This window comes from Chryseobacterium ginsengisoli (genome assembly GCF_039542325.1).
Classification (GTDB): domain Bacteria; phylum Bacteroidota; class Bacteroidia; order Flavobacteriales; family Weeksellaceae; genus Chryseobacterium; species Chryseobacterium ginsengisoli.
Window position 1 is genome coordinate 48,950 of the sequence record NZ_BAABHX010000005.1, and the last position, 20,747, is coordinate 69,696.

Below are 20,747 nucleotides of genomic sequence, written 5' to 3' on the forward strand. Positions count from 1 at the left end.
AAAAATTTTGGCTAAAAAAGGAATTTTACTCGTAAATCTTGGTTCACCAAAATCTACAGCGGTAAATGACGTAAAAGAATATCTGGATGAATTCCTGATGGATGAAAGAGTGATCGACTATCGCTGGATTTTTCGCGCATTACTAGTTCGCGGAATTATTTTAAATACAAGACCTGCAAAATCTGCCGAAGCTTATAAAACGGTTTGGACAGATGAAGGTTCACCATTAATTGTCATTACAGAACAAATTCAGAGAAAACTTCAAAAACTGGTTGATGTTCCTGTGGAAATCGGGATGAGATATGCTCAACCGAGTATTGAAGCGGGAATTCAGAAATTAGTTGATAAAGGCGTTTCTGAAATCGTGCTTTTTCCTTTGTATCCGCAATATGCGATGAGTACAACGGAAACCGTAATTGAAAAAGCAGACGAAGTAAGAAAAGAAAAATTCCCGAATGTAAAGATCAATTATATTCAACCTTTTTACAATAGAGATATTTATATTAATTGTTTAGCCGAAAGTATTAAGGAAAAACTTCCTGAAAATTTCGATGCTTTACAATTTTCTTATCACGGAGTTCCGGAAAGACATATTTACAAAACCGATCCTACAAATACTTGTAATTTAAATGATTGTTGTTCAAGAGAGAACAATCCGAGTCATCAGTTTTGCTATCGTCATCAATGTTTTGATGTTACCAATTCTGTCATTAAAAAATTAGGGTTGCCCAAAGAAAAAGTAATGGTTACGTTTCAGTCGAGGTTGGGAAAAGACAAATGGATGGAACCTTATACAGACGAAACTCTTGAAAGTATCGGCAAAAAAGGAATTAAAAACTTAGCAATTGTCTGTCCGGCTTTTGTTTCGGATTGTCTGGAAACGTTGGAAGAAATTTCTGTGGAAGGAAAACATCAGTTTATGAATGGTGGCGGAGAGAACTTCCATTATATTCCTTGTCTTAATGATGAAGATCGCTGGATTGAAGTCGTGAAAACGCTTTGTGAAGAAAAACTCAATGAATTTTATTTAGTTTAAATATATTAACCTTCGGAAACGGAGGTTATTTTTTTGTGTTATCAGGTTTTTTTAATAGTTCATATTATTTATAGATGCTTCGATGGAGCTCAGCATGACATCTCTAATACTAACCGTTGATTTTAACAGCATACTTTTAGCGTTGTCATGCTGAGCTCCGTCGAAGCATTCAAAAAAACAAATAAAAAAAATATTTTTTCTACAACACCCCCTCATTTTATATTAATTATTTTAAAATAATAATAAATTTTAAAATTAACCCCTATAATTTTAAAATAAAATTGTAAAATTAAATATTTTTCATACCTTTACCCCATCAAAGAACACCATTAACCTTAAAATTTAAAGATGATGAATGCAACTGCCGAAATTTTAAAAACAAAGATCGAAAACTTCAGTCCAGAAATTCTGGAAGCATTTGCTAAAATGGTAGAAAGTTTTGAAGTGAACAACAGACCTGCAATTCCACAATTTCAACTGGATGAGGTTTTGTACAGAATTCAGTTTCACAACGAAAACCCGACAACAAAATTAGATTTTTACGAAAATATTTCAGAGCTGAAAAAGAATTGTGCATAAAATGAACGTTCTCCTCTCTTCCATTGCAAAAAACGACATAAGGCTTCTTATGCGTGTATTCAACGCGGAAAAAGAAAAAAAAGGAATTGATTTTCTCGAAGATTTAAAGGAATCAATAAATAAAATTCTGCAAAACGAAAAAAGCCATGAAACAAGATATAAGGAAGTTACAGTCAATGCCATGCAAAATTTCCCAGTAAATATTCATTATATTTTTGAGGATGAAGAAAATTTACTGGTGACCGCCATTTTTAAAGTTTAAAGATTAAATAATTCCAGACTTCCAGACTATTTTTATATTGAAACCTTACGGATTTTTTCTGTGAGGTTTTTTGTTTTTATAAAATTTATCAAAAAAAATCTATATTATTACCAATGCTTCGAGAACCTCAGCATGACATTTCTAATACTAACTGTTTTTATTAGCGATGTCATGCTGAGGTTCTCGAAGCATTTTATTTTACTTAAAGAAGAAATTAAAAAAGTTCAAAACATTTATTTTCACTAAAATTCTCAAACTCTCTTACCTTTATTAAATTTACCTCACAGGCGTTCTAAATTCACCATATCCCATTAATCCATCATAGTTCCTACCAAAAGGAGTATAATATAAAAATGCCTGATAAAGATTTTCTGTCTGCCAGAAATTTCCGTTAATTTCTCCGAAATCTAATGGTCCATTTCCTTGTCTTGTTGCTAAAATATAGTTGTAGAAACCTTGCTTCAGATAAATTTTTGCTATATATTTTTTCGCTGAGGCATCATATTGCATCTGATTTTCTTTGCTTGGCTGAAAATTATTAAAGCCTCCCAAAACATAAATTTCTCTTTCCACAGGATCAGAATCTAAAGAGAAATATACCCAAGAATAATCTGCTTCTCTTTCCGCATTTCTTTCGTTTCCAAGATCATTTCTTCTATAATACCAAGATCCGTTTACGTCCGGTTGATATTGGTAATTCAATGGAAAAGCCCAAACCGGATGCAGAAAAGTATTGTTTACACCGTCTTTTACCTCCGTTGCACGAACCATATCTGCAGCCATATTCATATTTTTATTATCGAAATAATAAAATTCGTTATTTCCCGGAAAAACCAAATTCATTTGCTGGAACATCAATTGATTTCCCATCGTTGTACTTGGTTTTAAATTGTTAATCGTAACGTTTTGATTGTTATTCTGCATCACATTCAATGACATCGAATTTACATTTGAAGTCAAATCTCCTGCTTTTGAAACAGCCTTCACTTCTACCCTTTGATTAGCATTCGGATTTCTCGCATCTGCATATCTTGAAATATTTAAAGCCAAAGTTGCCGCATCTTCTACAAGGTAAAATCTTTTTTTGAAAAGCGGTTTTTCTGCAGAATCTTTGTAAACAATCAGTTCAAAATTCCCTGAAATCTTGGGCTGTATTTTCTCGTTCGGAAACGTAAGTGTATAATGTGTATAAGATTGTAATGTATTAAAAGAATACTGAAATTTATCCAACAAACCATTCAGGCTTCCGTTTGCAATTTCCGTAAAAAAAAGATTGTCGTCTTCCCAGTTTCTATTATAATGTTTGATCGTATATCTGTAAATTTCACTGGCGTTGGTAAGATCGTCAAAACTTAAAACCAATTGCTGACTGAAATTAATGACAGGCGTTTCATCATTAGTCTGAGGATTGAACAACTGGATGCTTTGGATATTCTGTCCAAAAACCAATCCACCTAAAGAAAGTAAAAGTATTCGCAAAGTTTTCATTATGACGAAGATAACAAAAAAATCATTTTTAAACCACAAAACATACAGGTCTTTATCAATTAAAAATTTATTAAAATGTTTTAAACCAAAAGTTTTGTACCTACATTTGTTTTAATAAAAAATATTCAGAATATGCTTCAGATTCAAGGTTTCGTATTCAATTTTGCGAGCGAAAACACCTATATACTTTATAATGAAAATAAAAATGCGTGGCTGATCGATCCGGGAAATATGAATGAACAGGAGACCAACACTATCAAAAATTTCATTACAGAAAATGAATTAAAAATCGAAAAAATCCTTCTTACTCATGCTCATATCGATCATGTTTTGGGTTTACAATGGGCTTTTGATACATTTAAAGTTCCCGTAATTATGCATCAGGATGATAAAGAAGTTTTAGACATGCTACAGGCAAGCGGAATGAGGTTCGGATTTCAGATCAATCCTGTAAATGTAGAAATTAAATATATCAATGAAGGTGATGAATTGGATCTTGACGGAGAAAAATTCAAAATTTATCATGTTCCGGGACATTCTCCGGGGAGTGTGGTTTATCATAACGAAAATCAAAGTTTCATGATTTCAGGTGATGTTTTGTTTGAAGGAAGCATCGGAAGAACGGATCTTTATAAAGGAAATCACGAGCAATTAATCAACGGAATTAAAAACAAACTTTTTATTCTTGATGACAAAACTCAGGTTTTCTCCGGACACGGAAATCCGACTACGATTGGTTTTGAGAAGGAGTATAATCCGTTTTTTAAGTAAAAAAAAATGTTTCTCTTAAAAAAAACTAAATTTTCATCATTAAATGATGCAATTCAAAATCCAAAGAATTGTAAAAAGCTAAGCCTATTATTCATAGAATACAACTTAAAAGATAAAGGTGCTATTTTTTCACAATTCATCAACTTAAAAACGTTAGAAATTCAGGCTGATCCTTCTATTTATAATTTAGATGATTTTGAACTTCCAAAAGAAATCGCTAGTCTAAAAAAATTAAAAAAGATCTGGCTTCTAAACCTTCCGTTTAGAACTTTTCCTGAATGGCTCACTCAAATAAAATCATTAAAATATTTAATGGTTAGAGGAAATGAAATAGATTCAATTCCAGATTCAATATGTCAATTAAATAATTTAAAAACGCTCCGTATTGAAAACTGCAGGTTGGATAAATTGCCAACAACATTAAATCAAATGCAAAACTTAAGAAGCTTAGGACTTAGTGATACAGGCTTAAAAGATCTGAATCCAAATCTATTTCCTAAAAATTTAAAAGAAATAAATTTATCTGGTAGGCAAAAATATAAAAGACACGATTTAGAAAAGTTGAAAAGCGCAATGAAAAAAACCAGGATATAACTTACTTCTTTTTATAAAGCTGTTTTGAGAGAACATCTCTATTTATTTTTATATTTGATCATTACAGTTTTGATTAATTCAATAAGTTAATCCAAACAAACAAAATTTTATACAAAACCTTAAAAATATGGAATCAAAGTTTTGCGAAGAAGAAATTAGTGAATTAAAGGAAGGATTAACTCCTTTTCCTGAAGATATATTTGTTGCAGATCAATCTTGGCTAAGCAATTATTTATTACCAATGATATCTATTAATTTAGAAATTTTGACTCCCGATTTAAAAGGAACTGTAATACATTTTCTCAATCCCACAGAACCCTATGAGGGAATTATTGGTGAAAAAACTACAGATTTTCATAATGAATTTTGTGCAGAAAACTGGATTGCATTTCGGCTTACAGAAGATAATAAATATGCTTTTTTGGGAAATGAAGATTATTTTCTATCAGCTTCAAAACATAAGGAGAGAGTTGATAATGAATTTACAACACATATAAAAACAATACGGGAAAATTATCAAAAAGTAAAAACTAAATATAAAATAAAAGGTCAGCTATTACCTTGGCAAGATAATAATCCACAAGACTTTCTATATAGGTTGGGCGGAGAAATGGGGTATAGCAACTGGACAAATACTGCACCTGTTCCATCGGCATTTGAAATGAGCATTAACGAATCTGGTGAAAATCTACGTAATGATGGAATTTCCATTTCATACAAAGGTAAAGAATTTATTTATGTTGGTGAAGTACCTGGATACAACTATTGCGGAGATGGAGCTGATTCTATTTTAATGTTTTATGAACCTGAAAGTCGTATTGTATTATTTACTTATGATTGGACATAAGAAACATATTAATCATTATTTACAATCCTAAAAAACTAACGAAAATGAAACAAGAATTAGACCTTTATTCAATTAATGCAAATAGATTAGAAAAGGAAATTCTAAACCGAACTTCCTTTATGAGCAATGCAAAATGGTTCAAATTATTTACAGAAATTGAGAATGAAAAAATTAAAATTCACTCAGCACATATCAAATTCTTGCTGCCAGACAGAACGTATAAATTTCATTTCGGAGGATTTAACGAAACAGGGTTTGGTGATGTGAGCGAATTAGGACCATTTAAGTTTAACGAAATTGAATGGATATTAATTCCCGCAAAACATGAAACAGAACGTTGGAACAGAAACGAAAAACTAGCATCAGAAATTATTTTTCAGCCATTAGAAAAACTTGAACAAATAATGGATGCTTTAGGACAATTTGAATATAACATAACAGAGGAAGGACTAAAAGTTTACGGATATAAATAAATGGCAGTATCACATAAACGAAAGAGAAAAATTATTTATAAAGACAAACTTTACTTGTGGTATATTGTACCGGATGATGATTATCATTTTTTGTTTTATTTAAAAATTATCTCTGATGATCAAACGCTACATTTATCATATGAGACAGATCAAGCCAGTAATATTTTTATACAGCCAAGAATAGGAGTTATGAAAAGTGAAAAACTGAAAGAAGGAGGCTACAAGTTTTCTCCACGCATTCAAGACAAAGTATTTTCAAATTATAATGTCAAATTGATTCTCGAATGGCATGACAGTCAGGACGGCACGGTAAGCCCTGAAATATTTAAAATGCCTAAAAATCCTTTTGAAGATATCGATTTTAAAATTGGGACGATAGTCTATATTGTAAAAGATTTTTCAAGATCAAATCTGAAATCAGATATGTTAGAGGTTTCCTATCCCTTCAATTATACACTTACTGCGGGTTGGCATGGTTCTGAAAGAGGTTATCATATTACTATAATCAAAAATAATGATCATGAAAATCCTGTTGCAAAAACGCATGAAAGTTATTTTGAACTAGAAGAAGCTACTATTTCTGCTGTTGCTATGATTGAAAATTGGATAAATGAACAGAAATAATTTTCATATTGAATGATGAACGAAACATACAACATAAAAGAAAGTGATAATGTATTTGAACCATTACCATCAAGTTCGCCGTACTTAAAGAAAAGCTGAAATAATCATTACATGGAAAACTCAATAAAAATAGGAAATCATCACTATGATGTAAACAGTGACCATTTCTTGCTGAAATGGGAAGAATCTTTAAGTAATTTCAAGGAATTGTCTTATCTGAAACGGTTTCCCAATCTCATTTCTGCCAGTTTTACCAATTCAAACCTCAATGACGAAGGATTGGCTCATGTATCCAATTGCAGTAAAATTGAAAATTTGAATTTACAGGACACCGAAATTACCAACGATGGCATAAAATATTTAAAAAATCTAAAATTCCTGCAATATCTTCGATTAAAAGGCAACTCACAACTTACAGACGAATGCATTTCACATCTTCTAGAATTAGAAAATTTACTCAATCTGCAAATTCAGGAAACATCAATTACTGAAGATGGTTTGAAAAAATTAACTGCATTAAAATACATGGAAAACATTACTATTCAAGTTCAGAGCAACAATTATACATTTGAAGGTCTTTTAAAGATATCTAGTAAGCTTCCTGATTGTGAGATCTTAGCAAAAGGCGACGGCACATTCTGTAATGGGGAATTTGAAGGAAAGTGGAGGCATTAGAAATTATGGTTTGAAAAATAAAGGCTCTCGATTAAAAATACTTCATAAACAAAACAGGTTTCTCATTTGTCGAAACAGCATCAAAAAATAAAAAACCGTCAGAAAATCTCTAACGGTTTTATCAATTTAAATAAAAAAAACTAAGTGTTTAGAAATCCAATGTAATAGAAGCTCTTACAGCCGCACCCATAATTGGTCTTGCCATAATAGTTCCGTCTCCTGATGGAGATCCAGCTCTTGGATCACCCTCCGTAATACCGATGGTATTGAAGATATTCGTTCCATCAACAGCAAAGCGGATTTTTCCTAACTGATAAGAAGTTCCCGCCCCAAATTCTGAGAACGAAGGCAACGTCTGTGCATTTTTCTCATCCTGGAAACGCTTTCCGTAATAATTCATGCTTACATATGCTCTCCAAGATTTTGTAATATTTACAGCCGGAGCAATATTAAAGTATACTTTCGGCATTCTTCTTACCGTGTTATCATCATAATTAAATGTTGATCCATCTGCATTTCTTCCCGTAAAGTCTTTGTATTTCGGATTTTGAATTGTTCCGTTAAATGTTACTTCCAACAAATTATTGAACAATCTTGCATAACCTTCCAGCTCTACCCCATAGTTGGTTGTATTCGCAAATTTATTTTCTGAAGTTCCATCAGAGAAAACATCTGTAAATGAAAGATTTTTCAATGTAGAATAGAACGGAATCACTGCAATATCAAAAGTTCTTGAGTAATATTTATACCCAACTTCCAACTGATTGGTTGTTACTGGCTTTATTGCTGAAAGATTTGTCATATTATTATAATATGCTTCTTCATTCGGAGATCTGAAACCATTTGAAAAACGAGCATACACTGCATTTTCCGAATTAATTTTATAATTCAAAGCTGTAGTGAAAGAAACTCTGTTTACATCATAGTTCCAATAAGTATATTTATTACCCAACACAGACATATTATCATCTGCAGTAGTTGTTAAGAAACTGTGAGTTCCATCTGTTGTTAAACCAGAATTATTCAGATTTCCGGTTGTTGTATTTACTCCATAACCCTTATAGAAATCACGGCTGTAACGGATTCCTCCATTGAAGCTTAAATTATCTGTAATGTTAAAATCTAAATTTGCATAAAGATCATTCAAACTTCCCTGAACCTGAGAATCTCTAAGTAAGAAAGACATATCTATAACTCCATTATAAGTTTTAGAATAGCCTGTAGCATTCGGAGAAAGAGCTGGGTTAACCAAATTAAGCAGCTCTGGCTTGTCTGATGCCGTAGCTAAAACATTGCTCCAGTTCCAGTTTTGATGAGACTTCCAGCTTGATTTGTAGAAACCTGCTGTTACATTTCCCTTATCAAATTTATAATTGAATTGTAAATCATTTACAAAGTTGTTCATCTGCTTGTCGATTGCCCAAAATCCTAATTTCTGAACATAGGCAGGATTCACAATTGCACCACTGCTTACCATAGAATATTGATAATTACTCATTCCTAAACCTCCCTGCGAAACTGGCAATCCCGCAAAGTCAGCCCCTGATTTCGGTCCGCCTGAAGGGAAAATCCCCGTGTAATTCATATTGATATTGGTATATCTTGTTTTATTCAAAACAGAGAAATTATTTCCAAGATCATATTTAAATTCAGCTCCTAAAACATCAACTTTCGGATGAATTCCGTCTTCTAAGTTTCTGCTGAAAAATCCTCCTCCAGCTTGTGGAATATTTAATTGACTGATATTTCTGTAGCTGTATGTTCCGTAATTAGCATCAAAACCGGAAAATTCTTTCAGATCATTTCCATTTTGCACCAAAGGAATCGGAAGGTAGAATGTATTTCTATCGTCCAATTTTTTGTAATACACTTTAGCATAACCTTTATCGAAAACATACTTAAGATTCATTCTGATCTGTCCTCCTTGATTAGCTTTAAAACCAGTTTTTCTGATTCCGTCATCCGTTCTGTAAAAACCTCCAACATTGAAGAATAATTTATCCTTAACCAAAGCTCCACCCAAATTCACATCAGTACGCATCAATCCATAAGTACTTGTTTCAAGTTTTGCTGTTCCTTTGAAATCGTTTCCTCCTTCTTTTGTAATAAAGTTGATCAAACCTCCAGGAGAGTTGGTTGCAAAAATAGATCCTGAACCTCCTCTCAAAGCCTCCAATCTGCTTACAGAATTATCTACACGGAAGAAATTATCTGCATTCGCAAACTGTAAAGCACCGTCCTCAAAAACTGGAAGGCCATCTTCCTGAACCTGTACAAATTCATAAGCTCCAGCAGAAGGAATACCTCTTGCGAAAAGGTTATTTCCAACCTCACCACCGGAAGTTTCAACCGCAAATCCGGGAACTCTCTGTAATAAAGCAGCCGCACTGATCGGATTTTGTTTCTGAATTTCCTTCGCACTGAATGTAGAAATCGCCGTACTGGATTCTATTTTTGGTTTCGGTCTGGAGTTACCTGTAATAACCACCTGATCAATAGATGCAGTTCTCGTGGAATCCTGTGGAGTAGTTTCTTGTGCATAAGTATTGTTAAAATAAAGTGTTGCAATACCGGCAAGTAAGAAAATCGATCTTTTTTTCATAGCCATATATTTTTTATAGTTAGTTTTAATTTTTGTTTTAAATTTTAATTCTTTTTTAATTTCAAATAAACACCATTTGTCCATCCGAAACCGTCCTGATTGGGATACTCTCCTCCTCCTGCAACAGTTTCAATGTCTAATGCGTTATATTTTTCCATTAATTTTCCTGTGTTATTGTAAACTCTTTCCACGTTTGCGCACCAGTTATTTTTAATTTTTTCAGCCAAATCATCAAATCTGTAGTTTTTCATTGATTGAAAGCCAAGCCATTGATATGGCGCCCAAGCGTTTGGAAGATCCCATTGTTGTCCAGTTTTTTTTGTTGTAGTAACCAATCCGCCTTGATAGAGAAATTTTTCTTCTATATTTTTAGCAATAGATTTTGCCTGATCTTCACTAGCCAAACCAAGAAACAAAGGATAAAGAGCCGCAATATGTTCAGACGTTGTTTGTATGTGTTTTTTTGTGTGATAATCTTTATAGGTTCCGGAATTTTCATCCCAGAAATAGGTATCGATCATCTGTCTTCTAATTGCCGCTCTTTCTTTGAAATCTCTTTCTTTTTCAGACAAATCTTGAAGTGATGAAGATTTTGCTAATGTTTTTTCCAAATGCCATAAAAGACAATTCAGATCAACTTCAGCAAGATTCAATGTTTCAATAGTCTGTATATTTTCTCCGTCTGCAAACCATCTGCTGGAAAAATCCCAACCCGATTCACACGCACTTCTTATATTTCTGTAAAATTCTTTTCCTGCATTTTCACTGTCTTCAATATCAATTAAATAACTTTCAGGGCGTGGTTCGTTTTCTGCATCAAAATATCTGTTTAAAATATCTCCATTAACAGTTTTAACCACTCGTTTTACGCTTGAACCATTTTCCAAGTCTTTTTCGCCATTCATCCAAAAAGCGTATTCTTTTTCTAAAGTATCGTGATATTTAATGTAAATATTTTCGTCTTTTGTCGTCTCAAAAAGCAAATCAAGCATCAACGAAAAATACGGCGGCTGAGAACGGCTTAGAAAATGAGTTCGGCTCGCATTCGGTACAAATCCCACAGTCTGAATTAAATAAGAACAGTTTTCAATAATATTTTCCATCATTTCAGTTCTTCCCGAAACCTGCAATCCAAGCATGATGTAATAACTGTCCCAATAGAAAAACTCATTAAAACGACCACCCGGAACAATGTAAGGTTTTGGAAGCTTCAATAATGTTCCTTTTTCCTCATAGGCTGTTCGTGTTAATTCATCCCAAAGTTTTTCGATATGTTCATTGATAGGCAACTTAGTTTCTCTTGTAATAGAGATTTTCGCTCCTAAAAAGTCAAAATTTGAAAATACAAATTCTTTTAAATCAAAACCTTGCGTATTTTTTCCTTCTCCATATTTTGCATTAATTTCAGCAATCGGAAACAACGGAACAGCATCGGTCATCATCTTCTGATCTTCAAAAACCTCCGATCTTTGAACATCATCAAAAAGATTCTGAATTTCATTAATATATAATTGTTTGCTCATCTTTATTTTTTAGGATTTATTTTTAATTTATTCATAATAATTGCTGAAACGATCAACAATGAAAGCGGAATCAATGAAAGGTAAAAAGCTTGTTGTCCACTGAATTCCTGAAACACAAAACCTGTGATAATCGACCCGATTGTACCTCCTACTGCAGAAAAAACCACGATCAAACCAGACATTGCACTGTGTAAATATTTTGGAATTGACGCTAATATCACAGAATTAATACTTGGATAAATCGGCGCCAATAAACCTCCCATCAATGGAAAAAGATATACTACAAGCGGAGCATTTAGCCACGTTGTGTTTATATCAATAAGAGTATTATGAGTTAATGGTAAAACCAATAAAATACTTATCGCAAAGCCAATCACACAAAAGGAAACAACGTAAATCCAACTAAATTTCTTTGAGAAAAAGCCTGATAAGAATCTTCCCAATGCAAATGCTCCCGCCAAAACCGCTCCCGCCTGAATACTCATCGAGGTCGGAACTTTTAAAATTTCTTTATAAAAAGTCGGCGTCCATGTCTGGAAACTTTGTTCCACCAAAACGAAAAGGAAAGCACACAGCAAAAAGAACAATACTTTTTTGTAACTGAATAGGCTTATGCTGTTCTTTAAATCGCCCAACAAATCTGTTTTTTCACTTTTAGCTTCATTTTCATTCAGTTTTGTGAAGAATAAAAATAAAAAAGACAATGTTGAGAGTCCGCCTAACACCCAATAAACATTCAGCCAATGGGTTGATCTTGGATTGTGGTCATCAATAAATAAGCTGAATAAAACATTTCCCATTAATACGCCGATCATGAAAAACCCTTCCAGATAACCCATAAAACTTGAATGCTCCTTATCTGTATTCGTCACCAATCCGATGGAAGTGAAAACTGAAATTTTAATTAAAGCAAAAGAAATCCCAACAATTGTAAATAATAATTTGAAAAACCAGAAATCATTGGCAAAAGGCATCACAAAACACATACAACTCACCAAAAATAATGCGATCAACATTGAGTTTTTGATTCCGATTTTTGGTAAAAATGACGCCAAAATGAATGAACAGATTGCAATCGGCAAATCTTTGAAACCTTCCAAAACACTAGCGGAAGATTTTGAGATCCCGAAGTTTTGCTGCATTTGTAAAATCACCGTTCCTACCGAATTCAAAAGAATCGCAAAAACGAAATAATTTAAAAATAAAACTGCCTTAATGTTGAAATTCTTCATTCATTTAATTTCTTGTTGGCTAAGATAGAAGCATTTTCGTTAACGTTAATTTAACACAGTAAATGAATATTTGAACTATATTAATATAATTATTATTTTAGTCGATAAAATATCATTAATTTAATGAAAGTTACATTTGAACGAGTTATCCCCGATGAAAAGAGCTCTTTTCGCACGATTCACAACAACTCTCCTATTTCAGAATTCAAATGGGAGTATCATTATCATCCCGAAATTGAACTCGTGTGCGTGATTTCCGGGAGTGGAACACGTCACGTCGGTTATCATAAAAGCAATTATACAAACGGCGATTTGGTGTTAATCGGTTCCAATATTCCCCATTCCGGATTTGGATTGAATTCCATCGATCCGCATGAAGAAATTGTCCTTCAATTTAAACAGGAAATTTTGCAGTTTCCGGAGCAGGAAGTTGAGGCGAGATCAATTAAAGACTTGTTAGAACTTTCAAAATACGGTATCAAATTTCATAGGAAAATTAAAAGAGCAATGATTCCCAAATTGAGATTGATGTTAGAATCCGAAGGCTATAAAAGATATTTATTGTTATTAGAAATACTTTTCGAACTTTCAAAATCAAAAGATTATGAGCTTTTGAACAACGAAATCATGCCTTATACGATCATTTCAAAAAACAAAACGAGACTGGAAAATATTTTCACGTATGTTGAACGTAATTACGAAAAAGAAATTAATATTGAAGATGTAGCAAAACTGGCAAATTTGACACTACCTGCTTTCTGCAATTTTTTTAAAAAAGCAACTCAGATCACTTTTACCGAATTTGTGAACCGATATCGTATTAATAAAGCATGTTTATTGATGGCGCAAGACAAAAGTATTTCAGAATGTAGTTATAGCTGTGGCTTTAATAATGTGACTTATTTCAATAGAATGTTTAAAAAATATACAGAAAAAACACCCTCTGAGTTTATTAAGAATTTCTCGCATAAGGTGAATGTAGATTTAAAAGTTGAAAAGGAAACAAAAATTAAAGCAAGTTTTTAAGCAAGATATAATTATGGTTCATTTATCCACAAAAATGTATATTGTAGATATGTGGATAACTTTTCAAATAACGAAACAAATTACAGATTATCAAATGTTTATAAAACTTACTTAGTCGTAAATAATCCACAATTTGAAAAATTTGATCTTGAAGTAAAATTTTAGCAAAGTCTCAACTATCTAAAAATAAATGTTAGTAAGTATGTTGATAACATTGTGGATAACTTTCAGCCCAACATTTAACACACAGAATATAAGTTATTTACGTTTAATAAAATCTAGTTTTCATACATGTTAATAGATTTGATATCAAAACTAAAATATTAATTCATGATTAAATGTTGGAATTTATCCACAAATAAGTGTTGATAAGTCTGTGGAAAACATTGTGGATAACTTCATAACATTCAAATTATCAACTAATAAGGAACAAAAAAAAGCCATTCAAAAAAGAACAGCTTTTTATATATTATTGAATTGCAAACTGTCAACTAACAACCTGCAACAATCAACAAAAAATTATTTCCATTTAATGTTACAGCCCATACTCGGTCTCTGAATTTCTTCCTGTGGTTCTCCCAACAAAAGATTTTCGAAAGCGATAATTAAATCTTCACCTGTCACATCTTTATGATTCCCAGGTCTTGAATCATCCATTTGTCCTCTGTAAATAAGATCTAATTTTTCATCAAAGAAAAAGAAATCAGGCGTACAAGCCGCATCATAAGCTTTTGCAATCGCTTGGCTTTCATCATATAAATAAGGAAAATCAAAATTTCTTTCGATCTGGAATTCGATCATTTTTTCCGGAGAATCTGCAGGATATTTTTCTACATTATTGGAGTTTATCGCGATAAATTCAATTCCTCTTTCGTTATAATCTTCATACAATTCATGAAGTTTATCAATTACATGAAGAACAAACGGGCAATGGTTGCACATGAAGATCACTAATGTTCCTTTTTCTCCTTTCAAGTCATCTAGTGACTGAATTTCGTTAGTCTTTGATGGGTTTGGAAGCTCAAAAAACGGTGCTTTTGTACCCAATTCTATCATATTTGAGGGAGTGTCCATATCTTTTTTATTTGTGCACAAAGATAAATATTTCTTTTGGTATATAATAAGGAAGCTCAAGGCAAGAAAAAAAGAAGTTTACACAATTATACAAACAATCAGAATTCAATTGAAAGAGGCTATCTGTCACATTAATTTTTACAATAATCTAAAAAATATCAATTAAAATTATCACCCAGCTCCCATTATTAAAGTATTATGAACTTTATAAAGACACTTGAAAATCTTTCGTTTAAAGTTAAACTTTAAAAATTGTTTGGAAGATATGTTCAAAAGTTTGTAGTTTTGCTAACACTGTTAGTAAATAAAAATCATGGGTTTACATGAACGTCGTCAAAGAGAAAAAGAATCAATACGTGCCAATATTTTGGATGCGGCTTTTTCTTTGGCTAAAACCGAAGGGTGGGCTTCACTTTCCATGAGAAAAATTGCCGATGCTATTGAGTACAGTGCACCGGTAGTTTACGATCATTTTGAAAACAAAGAAGCTATTTTATACGAGATTTCGTTGAATGGTTTCCATTGTTTACATATAGAATTGTTGAAAGCTCAGAGAGAACACGACAATCCTGAAGACCAATTGAAAGCTATTGTGGATGCTTACTGGAAATTTGCATTCAAAAACAAGGAGTATTATCAACTGATGTTCGGATTGGGGATGCAATGTAGCGGAAAAGGAATGATGAAAGAAGAATTTTCGTCGTTTCAGGATATGCTTTATGATTGCACGTATGAAATTATTAAGAAAAACGGATCAAAACCGGAAAACGCTTGTCACATGTCTCACGCTTTATTTTCAGCGGTACATGGATTGATCTCGATCATGATGATGCGTAACGATGATATTCCTTCTACGATGAACAAAACGACTCTGGACGAAACAGTTTCTGCTTTCGTTAAGTCTTTGTAAATTTTTTTTGAATTAAAAATTAACACCGTTAGGAATAATAACACTGGATTAATTTAAATTATTCATTTAAAACGAATTAAAAATTAAAAGCAATTATGTAAGATTCTGAAAATTAAATAGAAAAAAGCAAATTTTTTTATTTTAACAATTAACACTGTTAGCAAAAATAACACACATTACACCTCATCTTAACTATACTTAAACCAACATTAAAAACAATTCATTATGAAAACGCCGATCTAAAATCGAGTATTAAAATTCTGTCAATTTTTTTTGAACTAACCATTAACACCGTTAGGAAATATAACAGGATTTAAATTAAAAACATTATTACTTAATCTAACACTTCATTAAAAAACTTAAATCAAAAATGAAAATACCTGGAAAAATAAGGTTTATCGTACTTATATCAAGTATTATCCTTTTACAAAACTGCACAAAGGCGGCTGAAGGAGCAAATATGGCTCCGCCAACTCCAGAACTGCCTGTTTATACAGTAATTTCGTCTCCAGCTACAACATATCAGGAATTTCCAACCGCTTTGGAAGGAAAAAACAATGTGGAAATCAGATCGCAGGTAGACGGTTATTTAGATAGAATTTATGTGGAAGAAGGCGCTTATGTAAGAGCCGGACAACCATTATTCAAAATAGATTCAAGAGCTTACGGAGAGCAAATGAATATGGCAAATGCTAATTTACAAGTGGCAAATGCAAACATTCAGAAAGCAAAAGTAGAAGTTGACAGACTGGAACCTCTTGTAGCTGCAAAAGTAGTTTCTGATGTACAACTAAGAACTGCAAAAGCAAATTATGCAGCCGCTGTAGCAGCCGCTTCACAGGCGAAAGCTTCTGTTGGTGGCGCAAGAATCAACGTTGGATTCACAACAATCACAGCCCCAGTAAGCGGATACATCGGAAGAATTCCTTACAAAAAAGGAAGTCTGATTTCAAGAACAGACCCAAGTCCATTGACTTTATTGTCGGACATCAGCGAGATTTACGCTTACTTTTCTTTAAGTGAACTTGATTTTATCGCTTTTCAAAATAAATATCAGGGAGCAACTTTAGAAGAAAAATTAAAAGATATGCCAATGGTAGAATTGGTGATCGCAGACAACAGCATTTATCCCCAAAAAGGCAAAATGACGATTGTTGACGGACAATTTGATAAAACGACAGGTGCAATCAGTGTTCGTGCAGTTTTCCCAAATGCAGCCGGAACATTGAGAACAGGAAACACAGGACGTGTTCGTATGCCTCAATTAATGTCAAATGCAGTCGTAATTCCACAGGAATCTACTTTCGAAATTCAAGATAAAACTTACGTTTATGTTGTAGGAAAAGATCAGAAAGTAACCAGCAAACCAATCAAAATTTCAGGAAAAACTGAAAACTATTACTTTATTTCTGAAGGTTTACAGCCGGGAGAAAAAATAGTTTATGTAGGATTGGGCAGCTTAAAAGATGGAGTTTCCATCAAAGCAAAACCTATTTCTTCTGACAGTTTGCTTAAAGCAAAACCGTTATAACTGTTTAAGCTTTTTAACCACAAAAGATACAAAAGTCTTTTAGCACTTAAGTAATTTAAAGTTAAAAATAATCTGTTTAAAAAGTACACATGAGTTTTTTGAAAATCGTTGATTTTCATCTAAAGTGGACTTCGAGAATACCTTTTTAATTAAAGCTAAAAGTAACTTAAGTATTTAAAATTTAGGCTAAAAAGTTTAAGCGACATTAAAAAATAAACTTCTTATGTTAAAACAATTTATAGAAAGACCGGTACTTTCAACGGTCATCTCCATAATACTTTTATTATTGGGGGCGTTGTCCCTCTTTAATTTACCCATCGCCCTCTTTCCGGATATTGCGCCTCCAAGTGTTCAGGTGACGGCATTTTATCCGGGAGCGAATGCGGAAGTTGTAGCTCGTTCGGTAGCGACACCGATTGAAGAAGCGGTAAACGGAGTTGAGAACATGACGTACATGACCTCAAATTCAAGTAACGACGGAACCATGACCTTAAGTGTATTTTTCAAACAAGGATCAGATGCAGATAATGCAGCCGTAAACGTTCAAAACCGTGTATCGAAAGCAATGAGCCAGCTTCCACAGGAAGTTGTACAGGCGGGAATTTCCACACAAAAGGTTCAGAACAGTATGATTATGTTTATGGGATTATCAAGTGATGACCCGAAACAATATGACGAGCTTTTCCTTCAGAATTATTTGAAAATCAACGTCATTCCACAAATTCAGCGTATTCCTGGAGTTGCTCAGGCGCAGGTTTTCGGAACGAGAGATTATTCAATGAGACTTTGGCTGAAACCAGACAGATTAGCAGCTAACAATCTTTCTCCACAGGAAGTTTTGGCAGCAGTAAAAGACCATAACCTGGAAGCAGCTCCCGGTCGTCTTGGACAGGGAAGTAAGGAAACTTACGAATATATCTTAAAGTATAAAGGTAAATTAAATAAAAACGAAGACTACGAAAACATTGCCATCAAAGCGAACAGCGACGGTTCTTTCCTAAGATTGAAAGATGTGGCAAGAGTAGAATTTGGTTCTTACACATACACAGCAGCTAACAGAGTGGATGGTAAGCCCGTTGCCGGATTTGCCATCCTTCAAACTGCAGGTTCAAACGCCAACGAAATCTTAACTGAAATTGAAAAACAGGTTGATCAGATGAAAACTACCCTTCCAAAAGGAGTTGAACCGATCATCATGTACAATTCTAAAGATTTCTTAGATGCATCAATTCATCAGGTAGTTGAAACTTTAGTGATTGCGTTCGTTTTGGTATTTATTGTGGTATTTATTTTCCTTCAGGATTTCAGATCTACATTAATTCCTGCGATTGCCGTTCCGGTTGCGATTATCGGTACGTTCTTTTTCCTTCAGTTGTTTGGATTTAGTATCAACATGTTGACATTGTTCGCATTAGTCCTCGCGATTGGTATTGTGGTGGATGACGCAATTGTCGTGGTGGAAGCCGTCCATTCCAAAATGGAACGTACAGGAATGCCTGTGGAGCATGCTACAATGAGTTCAATGAGTGAAATTTCCGGTGCGATTATCTCTATTACATTGGTGATGTGTGCCGTATTTATTCCGGTTGGTTTCATGCAGGGTCCTGCAGGAGTTTTCTACAGACAGTTTGCCTTTACATTGGTAATTGCGATTCTAATTTCTGCGGTTAACGCCTTAACATTAAGTCCGGCTTTATGTGCAATGTTCCTGAATGATCCTCAAGGAGAACACGGTGAACATGGGAAGAAAACAGGTTTTGGAGCAAGATTTTTCAATGCTTTCAATGCAAGTTTTGACAACATGACCAGAAAATACATCTATAGCCTTAAATTTTTAATTAAAAATAAATGGGTTGCAATCGGTGGTTTAGCCCTTCTCATTGCTTCAAGTGTTTTCTTAATTAAAAAAGCACCTTCAGGATTTATTCCGACAGAAGATCAAGGTTTCATTTTATATGCTGTAAATACTCCTCCGGGAAGTTCATTAGACAGAACACACAAAGCAACTGAACAGATTGATCAAATCATTAACGGTGAAAAAGCAAAAAATCACCTTTGGGTTGCAGACGGTCTGAACTTCATCAGTAATGCGAATGCTTCTCCATATTCTGCAGGTTTCATTAAATTGAAAGATCATGACCAACGTGGTGAAATCACCGATCCGGATCAGATTGCAGCGGGATTGACAGGAAAAGTAGCGCAAGTGAAAGATGCGAATGCATTCTTCTTCAACTTCCCTACGATTCAGGGATTTGGTAACGTTTCCGGTTTTGAATTTATGCTTCAGGATAAAACTAACGGTTCTTTTGAGCAATTAGGAACAACGACTCAGGCATTTATTGGAGAATTAATGAAACGTCCGGAAATTGCGTTTGCCTTTACAACGTATGCAGCAGGAAATCCACAATTTACGATTGATGTAGATTCAGACAAAGCGAATCAATTGGGAGTTTCGATTACAGAATTAATGCAGACTATGCAGATTTATTACGGAAGTAGTTTTGTTTCAGATTTCAACAGATTCGGGAAATACTATAGGGTAATGGCTCAGGCGGATATTCCTTATCGTACGGATGCGAATTCTTTGGAAGGAATTTATGTTAAAAATAAATCAGGAGAAATGGTTCCTGTAAAAACATTAGTGACTTTAAAAAGAACTTTCGGACCTGAAACGGTGACAAGAAATAACCTATTCAACGCCGTTACAATCAACGGAACACCAAAACCTGGTTACAGTACCGGAGATGCGATCAAAGCGGTTGAAGAAACTGCTCAGAAATCACTTCCAAGAGGTTTCGGATATGAATGGACTGGAATTACTCGTGAGGAAATTAAAACTGGTGGACAAACGACTTTCATCTTCGCATTAAGTATTTTGTTTGTTTACTTCTTATTGGCAGCTCAATATGAAAGTTATATTCTTCCGTTTGCGGTTATTTTAACGATTCCAACAGGGATTTTCGGAGTATTTGCTTTCACAGGATTAGCTGGAATTGATAATAACATTTACGTTCAGGTTGGTTTAATCATGCTCGTCGGATTGTTAGCGAAAAATGCGATTCTGATAGTAGAATTTGCCGTACAAAGAAGAAAAGCAGGAAGAACATTACTCGAATCTGCGCTTCAGGCTTCAAGATTACGTTTAAGACCTATTTTGATGACCTCTTTTGCATTCATCGTTGGTATGCTTCCATTAGTTTGGTCTCAAGGTGCGGCTGCAAAAGGTAACCATTCTATCGGTATCAGTACCGTTGGAGGAATGTTTACAGGAGTTGTATTCGGAATTTTCATTATTCCTGTAATGTTTGTGATCTTCCAGTATTTACATGAAAAAATGCCGAGCAGAAAGAACAAAAGACTTCAAAAACAAAAATTGGAGGCAGAACTTTTAGCTACTGCACATTAATAAAAAAATGATTTACAAAACTTTGAGATAAAATTGAGAAGCAAACTATTCAAACTATATCATAAAAAGCAAAGCACTTTCTCCTACTAAAGAC

General features: G+C 33.6%; 18 protein-coding genes. 13 read left to right on the top strand and 5 right to left on the bottom strand.

Going from position 1 to position 20,747, the window contains the following annotated elements; all coding sequences use genetic code 11:
* The first annotated feature begins 7 nt into the window (after positions 1-7).
* The 3 genes from hemH (at position 8) to ABD940_RS15390 (ending at position 1,877) form a co-directional block, all read left to right on the top strand.
* The gene (gene hemH / locus ABD940_RS15380; RefSeq protein WP_345205791.1) at positions 8-1,036 is read left to right on the top strand and encodes a ferrochelatase; all 1,029 of its coding nucleotides are present in this window, start codon (positions 8-10) and stop codon (positions 1,034-1,036) included.
* A gap of 348 nt (positions 1,037-1,384) precedes the next feature.
* A complete protein-coding gene (locus ABD940_RS15385) occupies positions 1,385-1,615 on the top strand; it encodes a hypothetical protein (RefSeq protein WP_345205794.1) in 231 nt (76 codons plus the stop codon).
* Position 1,616: 1 nt separating this feature from the next.
* Positions 1,617-1,877: a hypothetical protein gene (locus tag ABD940_RS15390; protein WP_345205796.1), complete on the top strand. Its 261-nt coding sequence runs from the start codon at positions 1,617-1,619 to the stop codon at positions 1,875-1,877.
* A gap of 276 nt (positions 1,878-2,153) precedes the next feature.
* Here the strand turns inward: ABD940_RS15390 and ABD940_RS15395 are convergent, their stop codons facing one another.
* Positions 2,154-3,365, bottom strand: a complete 1,212-nt coding sequence (locus ABD940_RS15395; RefSeq protein WP_345205799.1) for a type IX secretion system plug protein — start codon at positions 3,363-3,365, stop codon at positions 2,154-2,156.
* A gap of 132 nt (positions 3,366-3,497) precedes the next feature.
* On the opposite strand from ABD940_RS15395, the gene ABD940_RS15400 reads away from it, so the two are divergent.
* The 6 genes from ABD940_RS15400 to ABD940_RS15425 all read left to right on the top strand — a co-directional run bounded on the left by ABD940_RS15400 (position 3,498) and on the right by ABD940_RS15425 (position 7,349).
* Entirely contained in the window at positions 3,498-4,136 is a 639-nt protein-coding gene (locus tag ABD940_RS15400) for an MBL fold metallo-hydrolase (RefSeq protein WP_345205801.1), read from the top strand.
* Between the two features lie 6 nt (positions 4,137-4,142).
* Positions 4,143-4,730 (top strand): leucine-rich repeat domain-containing protein, encoded by a 588-nt coding sequence (locus tag ABD940_RS15405; protein ID WP_345205804.1) that lies wholly within the window; start codon positions 4,143-4,145, stop codon positions 4,728-4,730.
* A gap of 127 nt (positions 4,731-4,857) precedes the next feature.
* Entirely contained in the window at positions 4,858-5,577 is a 720-nt protein-coding gene (locus ABD940_RS15410) for a hypothetical protein (protein WP_345205806.1), read from the top strand.
* Between the two features lie 44 nt (positions 5,578-5,621).
* Positions 5,622-6,050: a DUF6678 family protein gene (locus ABD940_RS15415; protein ID WP_345205809.1), complete on the top strand. Its 429-nt coding sequence runs from the start codon at positions 5,622-5,624 to the stop codon at positions 6,048-6,050.
* Between the two features lie 189 nt (positions 6,051-6,239).
* Positions 6,240-6,674 carry a hypothetical protein gene (locus ABD940_RS15420; RefSeq protein WP_345205812.1) on the top strand — a complete coding sequence of 145 codons (435 nt, stop codon included), beginning with the start codon at positions 6,240-6,242 and terminating at the stop codon, positions 6,672-6,674.
* A gap of 111 nt (positions 6,675-6,785) precedes the next feature.
* Positions 6,786-7,349: a leucine-rich repeat domain-containing protein gene (locus ABD940_RS15425; protein ID WP_345205814.1), complete on the top strand. Its 564-nt coding sequence runs from the start codon at positions 6,786-6,788 to the stop codon at positions 7,347-7,349.
* A gap of 148 nt (positions 7,350-7,497) precedes the next feature.
* Here ABD940_RS15425 and ABD940_RS15430 read toward each other — a convergent pair whose 3' ends face one another.
* From ABD940_RS15430 to ABD940_RS15440, 3 genes are read right to left on the bottom strand one after another with little or no spacing between them, the layout of a single operon-like run.
* Complete coding sequence (locus tag ABD940_RS15430; RefSeq protein WP_345205817.1) at positions 7,498-9,951, bottom strand: TonB-dependent receptor; 2,454 nt, start codon at positions 9,949-9,951, stop codon at positions 7,498-7,500.
* 44 nt (positions 9,952-9,995) lie between these two features.
* A complete protein-coding gene (locus tag ABD940_RS15435; RefSeq protein ID WP_345205820.1) occupies positions 9,996-11,474 on the bottom strand; it encodes a trehalase family glycosidase in 1,479 nt (492 codons plus the stop codon).
* Between the two features lie 2 nt (positions 11,475-11,476).
* Complete coding sequence (locus tag ABD940_RS15440; protein WP_345205822.1) at positions 11,477-12,706, bottom strand: MFS transporter; 1,230 nt, start codon at positions 12,704-12,706, stop codon at positions 11,477-11,479.
* Between the two features lie 123 nt (positions 12,707-12,829).
* Here ABD940_RS15440 and ABD940_RS15445 point away from each other — a divergent pair, with 123 nt between their 5' ends.
* Positions 12,830-13,732 (top strand): AraC family transcriptional regulator, encoded by a 903-nt coding sequence (locus ABD940_RS15445; RefSeq protein ID WP_345205825.1) that lies wholly within the window; start codon positions 12,830-12,832, stop codon positions 13,730-13,732.
* Positions 13,733-14,251: 519 nt separating this feature from the next.
* On the opposite strand, the gene ABD940_RS15450 is transcribed toward ABD940_RS15445, so the two are convergent.
* Complete coding sequence (locus tag ABD940_RS15450) at positions 14,252-14,806, bottom strand: thioredoxin family protein (RefSeq protein ID WP_345205828.1); 555 nt, start codon at positions 14,804-14,806, stop codon at positions 14,252-14,254.
* A 313-nt stretch (positions 14,807-15,119) separates the two neighbouring features.
* On the opposite strand from ABD940_RS15450, the gene ABD940_RS15455 reads away from it, so the two are divergent.
* The 3 genes from ABD940_RS15455 (at position 15,120) to ABD940_RS15465 (ending at position 20,653) form a co-directional block, all read left to right on the top strand.
* Entirely contained in the window at positions 15,120-15,716 is a 597-nt protein-coding gene (locus ABD940_RS15455) for a TetR/AcrR family transcriptional regulator (protein WP_345205831.1), read from the top strand.
* Positions 15,717-16,086: 370 nt separating this feature from the next.
* Positions 16,087-17,247 (top strand): efflux RND transporter periplasmic adaptor subunit, encoded by a 1,161-nt coding sequence (locus ABD940_RS15460; protein WP_345205833.1) that lies wholly within the window; start codon positions 16,087-16,089, stop codon positions 17,245-17,247.
* Positions 17,248-17,470: 223 nt separating this feature from the next.
* On the top strand, positions 17,471-20,653 hold the full coding sequence (locus tag ABD940_RS15465; protein WP_345205836.1) for an efflux RND transporter permease subunit: 3,183 nt from the start codon (positions 17,471-17,473) through the stop codon (positions 20,651-20,653).
* Positions 20,654-20,747: the final 94 nt, after the last annotated feature.

What these genes read in the sequence shown, in the direction of transcription:
- ABD940_RS15385 (WP_345205794.1), top strand. Translation starts at nt 1,385, where the DNA reads ATGATGAATGCAACTGCCGAAATTTTAAAAACAAAGATCGAAAACTTC.
- ABD940_RS15390 (WP_345205796.1), top strand. Translation starts at nt 1,617, where the DNA reads ATGAACGTTCTCCTCTCTTCCATTGCAAAAAACGACATAAGGCTTCTT.
- ABD940_RS15395 (WP_345205799.1), bottom strand. Translation starts at nt 3,365, where the DNA reads ATGAAAACTTTGCGAATACTTTTACTTTCTTTAGGTGGATTGGTTTTT.
- ABD940_RS15400 (WP_345205801.1), top strand. Translation starts at nt 3,498, where the DNA reads ATGCTTCAGATTCAAGGTTTCGTATTCAATTTTGCGAGCGAAAACACC.
- ABD940_RS15405 (WP_345205804.1), top strand. Translation starts at nt 4,143, where the DNA reads ATGTTTCTCTTAAAAAAAACTAAATTTTCATCATTAAATGATGCAATT.
- ABD940_RS15410 (WP_345205806.1), top strand. Translation starts at nt 4,858, where the DNA reads ATGGAATCAAAGTTTTGCGAAGAAGAAATTAGTGAATTAAAGGAAGGA.
- ABD940_RS15415 (WP_345205809.1), top strand. Translation starts at nt 5,622, where the DNA reads ATGAAACAAGAATTAGACCTTTATTCAATTAATGCAAATAGATTAGAA.
- ABD940_RS15420 (WP_345205812.1), top strand. Translation starts at nt 6,240, where the DNA reads ATGAAAAGTGAAAAACTGAAAGAAGGAGGCTACAAGTTTTCTCCACGC.
- ABD940_RS15425 (WP_345205814.1), top strand. Translation starts at nt 6,786, where the DNA reads ATGGAAAACTCAATAAAAATAGGAAATCATCACTATGATGTAAACAGT.
- ABD940_RS15430 (WP_345205817.1), bottom strand. Translation starts at nt 9,951, where the DNA reads ATGAAAAAAAGATCGATTTTCTTACTTGCCGGTATTGCAACACTTTAT.
- ABD940_RS15435 (WP_345205820.1), bottom strand. Translation starts at nt 11,474, where the DNA reads ATGAGCAAACAATTATATATTAATGAAATTCAGAATCTTTTTGATGAT.
- ABD940_RS15440 (WP_345205822.1), bottom strand. Translation starts at nt 12,706, where the DNA reads ATGAAGAATTTCAACATTAAGGCAGTTTTATTTTTAAATTATTTCGTT.
- ABD940_RS15445 (WP_345205825.1), top strand. Translation starts at nt 12,830, where the DNA reads ATGAAAGTTACATTTGAACGAGTTATCCCCGATGAAAAGAGCTCTTTT.
- ABD940_RS15450 (WP_345205828.1), bottom strand. Translation starts at nt 14,806, where the DNA reads ATGGACACTCCCTCAAATATGATAGAATTGGGTACAAAAGCACCGTTT.
- ABD940_RS15455 (WP_345205831.1), top strand. Translation starts at nt 15,120, where the DNA reads ATGGGTTTACATGAACGTCGTCAAAGAGAAAAAGAATCAATACGTGCC.
- ABD940_RS15460 (WP_345205833.1), top strand. Translation starts at nt 16,087, where the DNA reads ATGAAAATACCTGGAAAAATAAGGTTTATCGTACTTATATCAAGTATT.
- ABD940_RS15465 (WP_345205836.1), top strand. Translation starts at nt 17,471, where the DNA reads ATGTTAAAACAATTTATAGAAAGACCGGTACTTTCAACGGTCATCTCC.